Origin of the sequence: Pseudomonas sp. FSL R10-0399 (assembly GCF_009600165.1) — a bacterium.
Taxonomy (GTDB): Bacteria; Pseudomonadota; Gammaproteobacteria; order Pseudomonadales; family Pseudomonadaceae; genus Aquipseudomonas; species Aquipseudomonas helleri.
The window spans coordinates 1-14,238 of record NZ_WIWK01000140.1 but is presented as its reverse complement, the minus strand read 5'-3'; the positions used below and the strand labels follow the sequence as shown (position 1 = coordinate 14,238).

Sequence of the window (14,238 nt, the reverse complement as noted above, 5' to 3'; positions counted from 1 at the left end):
GGCCAGCGGCATGGCCATCGGTTTGATCGCCGACCTGGCGGTGGGCGCCGATGGCGCGGGCAGCCAGGCCTGGTGTCGTCAGGACGAACTGCTGGCGCAATTAACGGTGGGCGCCCCGCCCGACTTGCTCAACCGCTCAGGGCAAGGCTGGGGCATCTCGGCCTTCTCCCCCGAAGGCCTGAAACGCAGCGGCTTCCGCGCCTTTATCGAAATGCTGCGCGCCAACTTTGCCCATGCCGGTGGCCTGCGCATCGACCATGTGCTGGGGCTGCAACGCTTGTGGGTCATCCCGCTGGGCGCCTCGCCTGACCAAGGCGCTTATTTGTATTACCCGGTGGATGACCTGCTGCGGCTGGTCGCCCTGGAGTCGGTGCGCCATCAAGCCATCGTCTTGGGTGAAGACTTGGGAACCGTCCCTGAAGGCCTGCGTGAAAAGCTCAGCGAACGGGCCATTCTCGGCATGCGCGTGTTGTTGTTCGAACAGGACTACGGCGCACACTTCAAGCCCATCTTGGCCTGGCCGGATGACGCCCTCGCCACCACCAGTACCCATGACCTGCCAACGCTCAATGGCTGGCTGCAAGGCCGTGACATTGACTGGAACGAACGCCTGAACCTGATCGATCCGGTCACCGCCAATGACTGGCGACGCAACCGCCAGCGTGAATGCGAAGGGCTGGACCGCGCATTGCGCCAAGACCCGCAGAATTTTCAGGAGGAAGCCCTGGGCAACGCCCCCACGCTGGACGCGAGCATCCGTTTTCTCGGCCACACCCGCGCCCCCCTGGTACTGCTGCCCATCGAAGATGCACTGGGCCTGGAGGAACAGGCCAACCTGCCCGGCACCGTCAGCGGCCACCCAAACTGGTGCCGCCGCTTGCCGGGAGATTGCAACACCCTGCTGGACACCCTGGATGCAACGCGGCGCTTTGAGTTACTCGCCTGCGCGCGTTTGCAGGCCCAAGAACGAGACCGATAACCCGAGGAGCCATTGCCATGAGTCACGACGATAAGCGTATCCGTGAGTTTGCCTACCAGATCTGGGAGTCCGAAGACAGGCCTGATGGCCAGCATGATCGGCACTGGGAAATGGCCCGCAAACTGGCCCAGGCCGAAGCGTTGGCACCGACTAAACCGGCGCCGAAAGCGGCCAAACCCAAAGCGCCTGCCAAGCCCAAACCCCCTGCCGAGAAAAAGCCGCGGGCACCACGCAAACCTGCGGGGTCTTGAAGACATCGGCAGTGAACGCGATGGAGTACGCGCGGCGTTGAATAACGCCTGAGCACCAGCACTTATCAAGGAGCGACCATGAGCACGAACACGTCATCAGCACCGCAGCCCTCACGCATTCGAGAAGGCCTGCCCTTCCCGCTGGGCGCAACCTGGGATGGACTGGGGGTCAATTTCGCGCTGTTTTCCGCCAACGCCACCAAGGTTGAACTGTGTCTGTTCGACGCTGCGGGTGAAGTCGAACTGGAGCGCATCGAACTGCCCGAATACACCGACGAAACCTTTCATGGCTACCTGCCCGATGCGCACCCGGGGCAGGTCTACGGCTATCGCGTGTACGGCCCGTACGACCCCGAAAACGGCCACCGTTTCAACCACCATAAATTGCTCATCGACCCGTATGCCAAGCAATTGGTGGGTGAACTCAAATGGTCCGAAGCACTGTTTGGCTACACCATCGGCCACCCGGATGCCGACCTGAGTTTTGACGAGCGCGACAGCGCGCCCTTTGTGCCCAAGTGCAAAGTCATCGACCCGGCCCACACTTGGGGCCATGACCACCGCATCAGCGTGCCGTGGGAACGCACAATCTTCTACGAAACCCATGTACGCGGCATGAGCATGCGCCACCCGGCAGTGCCCGAGGCGGTGCGCGGGACCTTTGCCGGGCTGATGGTCGATGAGGTGATCAAACACATTCGCAACCTGGGCGTGACCAGCGTTGAACTGCTACCGATCCACGGTTTCGTCAATGATCAGCACCTGCTGCAAAAAGGCATGACCAACTACTGGGGCTACAACACCCTGAGCTTTTTCGCGCCCGACCCGCGCTACCTGGCCAGCGGCAAAATTGCCGAGTTCAAGGAAATGGTCGCGCACCTGCATGAAGCCGGGCTGGAAGTGATTCTGGACGTGGTTTACAACCACACCGCCGAGGGCAATGAACAAGGCCCGACCCTGTCCATGCGCGGCATCGACAACGCCTCTTATTACCGGCTGATGCCCGATGACAAGCGCTTCTACATCAACGATTCGGGCACCGGCAACACCCTGGACCTGAGCCACCCGTGCGTCTTGCAGATGGTCACCGACTCGCTGCGCTACTGGGCCGGCGAGATGCACGTCGATGGCTTCCGGTTCGATCTGGCGACCATTCTGGGCCGTTATCACGATGGCTTTGATGAGCGCCACAGCTTTCTGGTGGCCTGCCGCCAGGACCCGCTGCTGCGTCAGGTCAAGCTGATTGCCGAGCCTTGGGACTGCGGCCCCGGTGGCTATCAGGTCGGCGGCTTTCCGCCGGGCTGGGCTGAGTGGAATGACCGCTTTCGCGACAATGTGCGGGCGTTCTGGAAAGGCGACGAAGGGCAATTAGCCGAGTTTGCCGGGCGCATGACCGCCTCTGCCGACCTGTTCAACCGGCGCGGGCGCCGCCCTTATACGTCCGTCAATTTTATTACCGCCCACGACGGCTTCACCCTTAACGACCTGGTGTCTTACAACGACAAGCACAACGAAGCCAACGACGAAAACAACCAGGACGGCAGCAATAACAACCTGTCATGGAACCACGGTGTCGAAGGCCCCACCGACGACCCCGAGATCAACGCGCTGCGCCAGCGCCAGATGCGTAACTTCATGGCCACCTTGTTGCTGGCCCAGGGCACGCCCATGCTGGTGGCAGGTGACGAGTTCGCCCGCACCCAGCACGGCAACAACAATGCGTATTGCCAGGACAGCGAAATCGGCTGGGTCAACTGGGAACTGGACGAGCCCGCCAAAACGCTGCTGGCCTTTGTCAAACGCCTGATCAAGCTGCGCCTGCACTACCCGATCTTGCGCCGCGGGGTGTTTCTGGTGGGTCATAGCAGCGAACAGCCCGAGGTCAAGGACGTCACCTGGCTCACCCCAGAAGGCAGCGAGATGACCACCCAAGACTGGGAAGACCCGCAAAACCGTTGCCTGGGCATGCTGCTTGATGGCCGCACACAAATCTCCGGCGTGCAGAAATCCGGGGCCGATGCCACCTTGCTGATCATCGTCAATGCGGGCCACGACACCCTCGACTTCAACTTGCCCGAAGTCGACCATGGCGGCAGTTGGGTGTGCAAACTCGACACCACCGACCCTGAACTCAAAAGCTCGCCCGCCCTGGCATTCAACACACCCTACAGCGTGACCGGCCGCTCACTGGTGCTGCTTGAACTGCAACACGCCAAGGCGTCTTAAAAACCGTCAGCCACGCCCGTGCCAGACACGTGCGTGGCTAATCACGCAAAGCTTGATAAACATCAGTCACGTCCCCATTCCTTAAGCTATAACCCTGTGATTGACATGCGGCATGCCGCCTAAAAGGACAGGAGCGACCATGACCATTGATGTAGTCGGCACCACTCGAGCGCCCATAGCCTCGGTACCCGAGCCTGCCGTACACCGAATCAAAGTATTGACCGTCAACACCCACAAGGGCTTTACCGCGTTCAACCGCCGCTTCATCCTGCCTGAGCTGCGTGAAGCGGTGCGCAGTACATCGGCCGATTTGGTGTTTTTGCAAGAAGTGCTCGGTGAGCATGAGAAACATGCCTCGCGCTATGAAGAATGGCCGAAAACCTCGCAGTACGAATTCCTCGCCGACAGCATGTGGACCGACTTTGCCTACGGCCGCAATGCGGTGTACCCGAACGGGCATCACGGCAATGCACTACTGTCCAAATACCCGATCAAATCGTCGCGCAACCTCGACGTTTCAATCACCGGCCCTGAACGGCGCGGCTTGCTGCATTGCGTGCTGGACGTACCGGGGCATGACAACGTACATGCGATCTGTGTGCATTTGAGCTTGCTCGAAAGCCATCGCCAGCTACAAATCGTACTGCTCCACCAACTGCTCAAGTCCTTGCCGCCCCATGAGCCGGTGATCATTGCCGGCGATTTCAATGACTGGAAGCTGCAAGGCAATGCCGCCCTCGCGCAGCGTGATGATTTGCATGAAGTGTTTGAGCGCCATCACGGGCAATTGGCCAAGACCTACCCGGCGCGCTGGCCTTTGTTAAGGCTTGACCGGATCTACCTGCGCAATGCCACCGGGCATGAGCCCATCATTCTGGGCAACAAGCCCTGGACGCACCTGTCGGACCATTTGCCGCTGGCGGTTGAAGTACATTTGTAAACCGGGACCTACCCTCGCGATCTTTTAACGGTCAAAAGATCGCGAGGCAAGCTCGCTCCTACAGAGGGCAACGCGAGTTTTTACTCAGCCCGCAGTATCAACACCCCCAACGGCGGCAGGTTCAGGGCCAGTGACACTTCCTGGCCGTGGCTCGGTTGCGGGTCTGTGCTCACGCCGCCGCCATTGCCGTAGTTGGACCCCGAATAGACCCCGGCGTCGCTGTTGATAATCTCGTGCCAGGTCCCGGCCTCGGGTACGCCCACGCGGTAGGCTTCACGGGGTACGGGGGTGAAGTTGGCGACGACCAGCACCGGCTTGCCGGCTTTGCTCCAGCGCAACCAGGCGAAGACGCTGTTGGTCGCATCGTCACCAATCAACCATTGAAACCCTTGCGGCACGTCGTCCTGCTCATGCAGTGCCGGCTCTTCGCGGTACAACTGGTTGAGGTCACTGACCAGTTTCTGCACACCCCGGTGTTCAGGGTATTGCAGCAAGTACCAGTCCAGTTGCTGATCATGGTTCCACTCGCGCCACTGGCCGAACTCGCAGCCCATAAACAGCAGCTTTTTGCCCGGATGCGCCCACATAAAGCTCAAGTAAGCCCGCAGGTTGGCGAACTTTTGCCAGCGGTCGCCGGGCATTTTGTCGATCAATGAGTGCTTGCCGTGTACCACTTCGTCGTGGGAAATCGGCAGGATGAAGTGCTCGTGCCAGGCGTACACCAGGCCAAAGCTCAATTCGTTGTGGTGGTGGGCGCGGTACACCGGGTCTTGCTGAATGTAATGCAGCGAGTCATGCATCCAGCCCATGTTCCATTTGTACGAGAAGCCCAGGCCGCCCTGCTCGGTCCCTTGGGTAACGCCGGGCCAGGCCGTTGACTCTTCGGCAATGACCAGCGCGCCGGGGACTTCCAGCGCGACCACGTCGTTGAGGTGGCGCAAAAAGTCGATCGCTTCGAGGTTTTCCCGGCCGCCGTGAATATTCGGCACCCACTCGCCGGCCTTGCGCGAATAGTCGCGGTACAGCATCGAGGCCACCGCATCGACCCGCAAACCGTCAACGTGATAATGCTTGAGCCAGTGCAAGGCCGAAGCCAGCATAAAACCGTGCACTTCAGTGCGGCCCAGGTTGTAGATCAAGGTGTTCCAGTCTTGATGGAAGCCTTCTCGCGGGTCGGCATATTCATACAGCGCGGTGCCGTCAAACTGCGCCAGACCGTGGGTGTCATTGGGGAAGTGCGCGGGCACCCAATCCAGAATCACCCCGATCCCGGCCACGTGGCAGGCATTCACAAAAGCACCGAAGTCTTCTGGCGAGCCGTATCGGGCGCTGGGGGCGAACTGCGACAGCGGCTGATAACCCCACGACCCGCCAAACGGATGTTCCATGATCGGCATCAGTTCGATATGGGTAAAACCCAGCTGCTGCACGTAAGGGATCAAGCGCTCGGCCAACTCGCGCCAGTTGTACTGGCGCGACACATCCCCCACGTCATCGACTTCACACTGCCACGAGCCCACGTGCAGCTCATATATAGACAACGCTGCATCAGTACGCTGATGCTGCGCACGGGCGTGCATCCAGTCAGCGTCCTGCCAGTCAATGTTCAAGGGCGCCGCCACGATGGACGCGGTGAGCGGCGGCAACTGAGTCTGCAGCGCCATGGGATCTGCCTTTAACGGCAGAATCCCTTGCGCCCCCAGTATTTCGTACTTGTACGCTTCACCGGCCAGCAAACGTGGCACAAACAGCTCCCACACCCCGCTCGGATGGCGCAAGCGCATCGGGTGACGGCGTCCGTCCCAGCCGTTGAAATCACCGACCACCGACACCCGCCGCGCATTCGGCGCCCACACGGCGAAACGCACGCCTGGCACACCGTCGACGTGGGTCAACTGCGCCCCCAGGCAATGGCTCAAATCACGATGATTGCCTTCTGCGAACAAATACAGATCCATCTCACCCAGCAGCGGGCCAAAACTGTAGGGATCCTCGCTGATTTGCTGAACATCGCCCCAATCGACCTGCAACAGATACGCCTGCGCCTGCGCAAAATGCCCCACAAACAAGCCTGGGGTTTGAGCCTGCTCAAGACTGCCCAGCAGCGCTTGCCCCTCGCGCACCAGCACCTGAACACTCACCGCTCCAGGCAGAAACGCCCGAATTAACTGACCGCCTTTGCCATCCGCATGCGGGCCCAAGACTGAAAACGGGTCCGGATGCTCGGCCCGGACCAGTGCCTGAATGTCCGCAATCTCGGGTAACAGCGCGTCCTTACCCCCACCTGCCTGCCCACTCGAACTCATGCTGCTCTCCGTACGCTAAAGGTTTCGCATGACGCTGCATGCCGCTGAACCATCCCCTGAGCTGTACCTACAACTCGCAGTCAGTTCCTAGCCTAGTCGTGGTTGGCGTATCTGTATCGCCCGGCGCTCGACCTGCGTTGGATAACACCTTGCGCCAGCGGTGTCATGGCAAAACACTTGCAACTCTTATACCCATACTGCGTGCAGGGTTACGAGCGCAACGCCAGGGTTAAAGTTCAAACCATTGGGCGGAGCCTGAAGCCCGTGCCGTTGATAGGGGCTTCAGTGCACGTGATCATGATCAGTTCGTCTGACAAGCGCCATGCCCGTACACGTCATGCAAATCGGGACCTGACCCAGCTGCGGTAGAGTGTCGCAGCCTGCCAAAAAACCTCTCTGATCTGCTTTTTAATCAGCCAGCTGAGCCTGTTATGCAAACAGTTTGCGAGGGATAGTGCCTTTGCCTGATGGAGGCTGATGAGCGAAAGACCATGAGCAGACACATTCCCGTGCACAGACTTGACCCTGTTGCAGCGTCGCCTGACCGCGCTGCATCGAGAAAAAACAAGCCTGCCGACGCACAGATCCACACCCGCAGTTTTACCGGGCTGTTCCGTTCGATTCGGATCGCGGGCAGCGGCTTTTTGTTTTTGCTGTTTTTCGGCACGGTCTGGTTGCATTGGGATGGCCGTCAGGCGGTACTTTGGGACTTGTCCGAGAGCAAGTTCCATATTTTCGGCGCGACGTTCTGGCCGCAGGATTTCATCTTGCTGTCGGCGCTGTTGATCATCGCGGCCTTTGGCCTGTTTGCGATCACGGTGTTTGCAGGTCGGATGTGGTGCGGCTACACCTGCCCGCAAAGCATCTGGACTTGGCTGTTTATGTGGTGTGAAAAAATCACAGAAGGCGACCGAAACCAACGCATCAAATTGCAGGCCGCGCCCTGGCGCATCAACAAGATTGCCCGGCGCACGGCCAAGCACGCGCTGTGGCTGGCGATCAGTGTGATGACCGCGCTGACCTTCGTCGGCTATTTCACCCCCATCCGGCCGCTGGCCGCCGAGTTGCTGACCCTGGAAATAGCCGGCATCAGTTTGTTCTGGGTGGTGTTTTTTAGCGGTGCCACCTACCTCAGCGCCGGCTGGTTGCGTGAAGCGGTGTGCATGCACATGTGCCCATATGCACGCTTTCAGAGCGTGATGTTTGACAAAGACACCCTGGCGATTGCCTATGACGCCAGCCGTGGCGAGAGCCGAGGCCCGCGCAAACGTGGAGTTGAACAGGCGCAAGCCGGGCTCGGCGATTGCATTGATTGCACAATGTGCGTGCAAGTGTGCCCGACCGGGATCGATATCCGGGACGGCTTGCAGATGGAGTGCATTGGCTGCGCCGCCTGTGTCGATGCCTGTGATTCGGTGATGGACAAAATGGGTTATGCCCGCGGCCTGGTGCGTTATACCTCTGAACATGAATTGCAGGGCGGCAAAACTCAGCTGCTGCGACCGCGGCTGATTGGCTACGCTGCGGTGCTGGTGGTCATGATCGGCGCCTTGGTCATTGCCTTGAACCAACGGTCGATGGTGTCACTGGATGTCATCAAGGACCGGGGCCTGTTCCGCGAGAACAGCCTGGGCCAGATCGAGAACATTTACAGCCTCAAGATCATTAACAAAACCCAGCAGCCACAGCACTACCGGGTGGCGCTGCAACAGGGCGACGACTTCCAGTTAAACGGCAAGACCGAGCTAACCCTGGCCCCTGGCGAAATTGCTGAAGTGCCCGTGTCCGTCGCGTTACTGGCCGAACGACCGAAAAGCAGCTCCCAGACCCTTGAGTTTGTGGTCACCGACACCGCAGACCCCGGCGTGCGCAGCGTGGCCCAAAGCCGGTTTGTTGCACCGATAAATCGTTAAATCACACATTCTCCTGTGGGAGCGGGCTTGCTCGCGATAGCATCGACCGGTCATTCCGGCATACCGCGTCGTTAACATCGCGAGCAAGCCCGCTCCCACAGGATTAGCTGAGCTTTAGTTCATGAAACGCTACGAAAAATTTGCTGACGATATTGCTGAACTGATCCGTTCCGGGGTGCTCGGCCCCGGCCAGCGCGTGCCCTCGGTGCGCTATGCCAGCCAGACCTACGGCGTGAGCCCGTCTACGGTATTCCAGGCCTACTACCTGCTCGAGCGCCGTGGCCTGATTCGCGCCAAGCCGCGCTCGGGGTATTTCGTCAATACCCATGCACCCAGCCCGTTTTCCGAGCCGGAAGTCAGCAGCCACCCCACCGAGTCCACCCAGGTCGATGTGAGTGATTTGGTGTTCTCGGTGCTGGACTCCATCAAAGACCCGCACACCGTACCGTTCGGCTCGGCCTTCCCCAGCCCGATGTTGTTTCCGCTGCAACGCCTGGCCCGCTCCATGGCCACCGCCAGCCGCGAAATGGACCCACGTATGGTGGTCACCGACATGTCGCCGGGCAACCCGCAATTACGTCGCCAGATCGCCCTGCGTTATATGGTCGGCGGCCTGATGCTGCCCATGGAGGAATTGCTGATCACCAACGGCGCGCTGGAAGCCTTGAACCTGTGCCTGCAAGCAGTGACCGAACCCGGCGACCTGGTGGCCATTGAAGCCCCGGCCTTTTACGCCTGCCTGCAAGTGCTGGAGCGGCTCAAGCTCAAGGCCGTGGAAATCCCGGTGCACCCGCGTGACGGCATGGACCTCGACGCACTCGCCCACACCCTTGAACGGCACACCATCAAGGCCGTGTGGAGCATGACCAGTTTTCAAAACCCGATTGGCGCGACCATGCCCGAAGCCAAAAAGCAGGCGCTGGTCGAGCTGTTGCGTGAGCATCAGGTGCCGCTGATTGAAGACGATGTGTACGCCGAGCTGTACTTCGGCCAGCACGCGCCGAAACCGGCCAAAGCCTTTGATACCGAAGGGCTGGTGATGCATTGCGGCTCGTTCGCGAAAAGCCTGGCGCCGGGTTATCGGGTTGGCTGGGTCGCCGCCGGGCGGTTTGCGCAGAAGGTCGAACGGCTTAAATTGATGACCTCACTGTGCCCGTCGATGCCCGCCCAGGCGGCGATTGCCGATTACTTGCAGCACGGCGGCTACGACCGCCACCTGCGGCGCCTGCGCGATGCTCTGGAAGACCAGCAAAGCGCGATGCTGGCGGCGATTGCGCGGTATTTCCCGGCGCAGACCCGGGTCAGCAAACCGGCGGGCGGGTACTTTTTGTGGCTTGAGCTGCCTGAACAGATGGACTCGCTCAAACTGTTCCAGATGGCCCTGGCCCAAGGCATCAGCATTGCGCCGGGGCCGATCTTCTCGGCGACCCAGCGCTTTAGAAACTGCATCCGCTTGAACTACGGCAGCCCGTGGGATGAAACCACTGAAAAGGCCATGGAAACCCTGGGCAAGATCGTTCGTTCTTTTTAACTACTGTAGTCGCTGCCGAGGCACGAAGGCTGCGATCGAGTGCGTAGCAGTCGTAAAATCTGAACCCTCGGTGCATCAGGAAGACCGGGTAAACAGGTTTTGCGGCGGCTGCGCCGCCGATCGCAGCCTTCGTGCCTCGTCAGCGACTACAAACAGCGGGGGTTAGCCCGGCATGCAGTTGAAGTCGGCAGTGTGGGCCACTTCTTTGCCGCTTGCGTCCACCAGGGTGGCGCTTACATGGGTGCCCAGGCTCGATTCAACCAGCTTGTAGCGCTCGCCCGCCTTGAAGTTCTGGTAGTTGACGTCGCCTTGGCAATCCACCTCGTTTTCGTCGCCGGTGGCGCCTTCATACAAGGTCACGTCCAGCTTGTGGGCGCCAGGGGCGACTTCAAAGTAGCGGCCATCATTGATGTTCTTGCCGTCTACGCGTTCGGCCATCAGGTCGCTGTTACCTTCTTCCTGCAGACCAATCCAGGCTTCGCCCGGATCTTGCTTTGGCATGGGGCCGGCACAGGCTGTCAGCAGCAGGGCCAGGCTCAGGGTCGGGATAAGCAGCAGTGGTTTAAGGTTCATTACGGTATGCCTCACACAGGGAACCAAAGAGTGCGACTGGCCGAGAGTCAACCCGTCGAGTGGTTCCAAGCTTGGCCCCGTAAACCGCTCTAGCCCAATGAATCTAGGTGAAGGGAGTTTAAGGACTTTACTAACGCAACCTTCATGTTGGTGAAAGCTGAAAGTTAAGGTGTGACGGTAAGACTGCCCGTGTTTGCAATTTTCACTCCTTCGGAGGTTCAGGCATGCTCGGGCTGGTAAAGACCGCACTGCACAAGCCCTACACGTTTATCGTGTTGGCGATTTTTATCTGCATCATCGGGCCTCTCGCGGCTTTGCGCACCCCGACGGATGTGTTCCCTGACATCGGTATCCCCGTGGTTGCCGTGGTGTGGCAATACACAGGGCTGGCGCCTGCCGACATGGCAGGTCGAGTTATTTACACCTACGAACGGTCATTGAGTACCACCGTTAACGATATCGAACACATCGAGTCTCAATCTTTACCCGGCATGGGCATTGTGAAGATCTTCTTCCAGCCGGGCGTCGATATCCGCACGGCCAACGCGCAAGTGACCGCCGTGTCACAAACCGTGCTCAAGCAGATGCCGCCTGGCATCACCCCGCCGCTGATTCTTAACTACAGCGCGTCGACGGTGCCGATCCTGCAACTGGCGTTTTCCAGCCCGACGCTCTCGGAAGCGAAAATTCGCGACCTGGTGCAGAACAACATCCGCTTGCCCCTCAGCGCCCTGCCCGGCCTGGCCATGCCCACGCCCATGGGCGGCAAGCAACGCCAGATCACCCTTGACCTCGACCCGCAGGCCCTTGCGGCCAAAGGCCTGTCGGCGCAAGACGTGGGCAATGCGCTGGCCGCGCAGAACCAGATCATTCCGGTGGGCACGGCCAAGCTCGGCACTTACGAATACACCGTGATGCTGAACAACAGCCCCACGGCGATTGATGAGCTCAACGACTTGCCCATCAAGACCGTCGACGGTGCGCTGATCACCATTGGCCAAGTGGCCCACGTGCGTGATGGTTCGCCGCCTCAAACCAACATCGTGCGGGTCGACGGCCATCGCGCCGTGCTCATGCCCGCGCTCAAAAACGGCAATATCTCGACCCTGTCGATTGTCGACGGGATTCGCGGGATGCTGCCGCGCATCAATGAAACCTTGCCGCCCTCGCTGAAAACGTCATTGCTGGGCGACGCTTCGGTGTTCGTCAAGCAATCGGTGGGCAGCGTGGCGCAGGAAGGGATCATTGCCGCCCTGCTCACCAGCGCCATGATTCTGCTGTTCCTCGGCAGCTGGCGCTCGACCCTGATCATTGCCGTGTCGATCCCCTTGGCCGTGCTCTCGGCGATTGCCCTGCTGGCGGTCACCGGGCAAACCCTGAACGTAATGACGCTCGGGGGGCTGGCGCTGGCGGTGGGGATATTGGTCGACGATGCGACGGTGACCATCGAGAACATCAACTGGCACCTTGAGCAAGGCAAGACGGTGCGCAAGGCGATTCTCGATGGCGCCAAACAGATCGTTGGCCCGGCGTTTGTCTCACTGCTGTGTATCTGCATCGTGTTTGTGCCGATGTTCATGTTGCAGGGGATTGCCGGTTACCTGTTCCGCCCCATGGCACTCTCGGTGATTTTCGCGATGGGCAGCTCGTTCATCCTCTCGCGGACCCTGGTGCCCACCCTGGCGATGTTTTTGCTCAAGCCGCACAACCCTGAGCAAGGCCCCGGGCATCACCCGGAAGACGGCTACATCAACCATCACGAGGGCGATCAGCCGACCCGGACACACTCGGCGCCAGTGCGTGCGTTGCTGAACTTCCAGCAAGGTTTTGAACGGCGCTTCTCGGCCGTGCGCGATGCGTACTACGGCGTGCTGGAACTGGCGCTGGCCAATCGCAAACGCTTTTTGCTCGGTTTCATGGCCTGTGTGCTGGCGTCATTTGTGCTGCTTCCGACGTTGGGCCAGGACTTCTTCCCGGCGACCGATGCCGGGGCGCTGGCCTTGCACGTGCGCTTGCCATTGGGGACGCGAATCGAAGAAAGCGCAGCGGCGTTTGACCATATCGAGTCACGCATTCGCGAGATCATCCCGGCTGATCAACTGGACACCATCATCGATAACATCGGCATCCCGTTGAGCGGTATCGACATGGCGTACAGCAGCAGCGGCACCATTGGCCCGCAGGATGGCGATATCCAGGTCACCCTCAAAGCCAATCACGGCCCGACCGCCGAGTATGTCAAACGCTTGCGCGAGGCCCTGCCCGAGAGTTTCCCCGGCAGCCAGTTCGCCTTCATGCCCGCCGACATCAGCAGCCAGATCCTCAACTTCGGTGCTCCGGCGCCGCTGGACGTGAAGATTTCCGGGCGTGACGACGCGGCCAACCGGGCCTACGCCCTGGAACTGCAACGGCGCCTGCAACATGTACCGGGCATTGCCGACCTGCGCATCCAGCAGTCCGTGGGTTACCCGTCACTGCAAGTCAAGGTCGACCGTCTGCGGGCCAATGGCCTGGGCATCACCGAACGCGACGTGACCAACAGCATGGTGGCCTCGTTGGCCGGCAGCTCGCAGGTGGCCCCGACGTTCTGGCTCAACCCGCAAAACGGTGTGTCTTATGGCGTGGTGGCCGCCACGCCGCAGTATCGTCTGGACAGCTTGCCTACCCTGGAAGCCTTGCCGGTGACGGGCAGCAATGGCCAGTCAGCGATCCTCGGCGGGCTGGCAACCATTAGCCGCGTAGACAGCCCGGCGGTGGTCACGCACTACAACATCCAGCCCACCCTGGACCTGTATGCCAACATTCAGGGCCGCGATCTGGGCTCGGTGGCAGCGGATGTGCAAAAGGTCATCGACGGTGCGTCGGACCTGCGCCCCAAAGGCGCGATCATCTCGCTGCACGGCCAGATCGACGCGCTGCATGAGGCGTTCAGCGGCCTGAGTTTTGGTCTGCTGGGTGCGGTGGTGCTGATCTACCTGCTGATCGTGGTCAACTTCCAGTCCTGGCTAGACCCGTTTGTGATCATTACCGCCCTGCCCGCCGCCCTGGCCGGGATCGTGTGGATGCTGTTCCTCAGCGGCACCTCGCTGTCAGTCCCGGCCTTGACCGGCGCAATCTTGTGCATGGGCGTGGCCACCGCCAACTCGATCCTGGTGGTGAGCTTCTGTCGAGAGCGCCTGGCCGTTCACGGCGATGCCCTCAAGGCTGCACTTGAAGCGGGCTACACCCGTTTCCGCCCGGTGTGCATGACCGCCCTGGCGATGATGATCGGGATGCTGCCGCTGGCCATCTCGGAAGAACAGAACGCCCCGCTCGGACGCGCCGTGATTGGTGGTCTGATGCTGGCAACCGTCGCCACCCTGCTGTTCGTGCCCGTGGTATTCAGCCTGGTGCACGGCCGTGAAAAAAATCGCGCTGCTGCTGGAGAAACTACCCATGTCGTCTGATCAAAAACCTTCGCGCAAGCGCCTGATGCTGCTGGGCATCGGCGGCCTGACACTGGCCGCGCTGCTGGTCGCC

The 14,238-nt window shown here is 60.4% G+C and carries 9 protein-coding genes; 7 read left to right on the top strand and 2 right to left on the bottom strand.

What is annotated here, in order from left to right; genetic code table 11:
• From malQ to GHO41_RS26005, 4 genes are all read left to right on the top strand, one after another.
• The coding region (gene malQ, locus GHO41_RS26020) for a 4-alpha-glucanotransferase (protein ID WP_153435047.1) at positions 1-979 on the top strand (979 nt) is incomplete at its 5' end.
• Between the two features lie 17 nt (positions 980-996).
• A complete protein-coding gene (locus GHO41_RS26015; protein WP_153435046.1) occupies positions 997-1,230 on the top strand; it encodes a DUF2934 domain-containing protein in 234 nt (77 codons plus the stop codon).
• A gap of 78 nt (positions 1,231-1,308) precedes the next feature.
• Positions 1,309-3,456 carry a glycogen debranching protein GlgX gene (gene glgX / locus GHO41_RS26010; protein ID WP_153435045.1) on the top strand — a complete coding sequence of 716 codons (2,148 nt, stop codon included), beginning with the start codon at positions 1,309-1,311 and terminating at the stop codon, positions 3,454-3,456.
• 139 nt (positions 3,457-3,595) lie between these two features.
• Positions 3,596-4,396 (top strand): endonuclease/exonuclease/phosphatase family protein, encoded by an 801-nt coding sequence (locus tag GHO41_RS26005; RefSeq protein ID WP_153435044.1) that lies wholly within the window; start codon positions 3,596-3,598, stop codon positions 4,394-4,396.
• An 80-nt stretch (positions 4,397-4,476) separates the two neighbouring features.
• On the opposite strand, the gene glgB is transcribed toward GHO41_RS26005, so the two are convergent.
• Positions 4,477-6,702, bottom strand: coding sequence for a 1,4-alpha-glucan branching protein GlgB (glgB, locus tag GHO41_RS26000; protein ID WP_153435043.1), 2,226 nt, complete (start codon positions 6,700-6,702; stop codon positions 4,477-4,479).
• A 491-nt stretch (positions 6,703-7,193) separates the two neighbouring features.
• Between glgB and ccoG the strand changes: the two genes are divergently transcribed.
• Together ccoG and mapR are read left to right on the top strand one after the other, a co-directional pair.
• Positions 7,194-8,615 carry a cytochrome c oxidase accessory protein CcoG gene (gene ccoG, locus GHO41_RS25995; protein WP_153435042.1) on the top strand — a complete coding sequence of 474 codons (1,422 nt, stop codon included), beginning with the start codon at positions 7,194-7,196 and terminating at the stop codon, positions 8,613-8,615.
• A 121-nt stretch (positions 8,616-8,736) separates the two neighbouring features.
• Positions 8,737-10,146 (top strand): GntR family transcriptional regulator MpaR, encoded by a 1,410-nt coding sequence (gene mapR / locus GHO41_RS25990; RefSeq protein WP_153335162.1) that lies wholly within the window; start codon positions 8,737-8,739, stop codon positions 10,144-10,146.
• A gap of 162 nt (positions 10,147-10,308) precedes the next feature.
• Here mapR and GHO41_RS25985 read toward each other — a convergent pair whose 3' ends face one another.
• Entirely contained in the window at positions 10,309-10,719 is a 411-nt protein-coding gene (locus GHO41_RS25985; RefSeq protein WP_153435041.1) for a hypothetical protein, read from the bottom strand.
• Between the two features lie 224 nt (positions 10,720-10,943).
• On the opposite strand from GHO41_RS25985, the gene GHO41_RS25980 reads away from it, so the two are divergent.
• Positions 10,944-14,165, top strand: coding sequence for an efflux RND transporter permease subunit (locus GHO41_RS25980; protein WP_153390846.1), 3,222 nt, complete (start codon positions 10,944-10,946; stop codon positions 14,163-14,165).
• Positions 14,166-14,238: the final 73 nt, after the last annotated feature.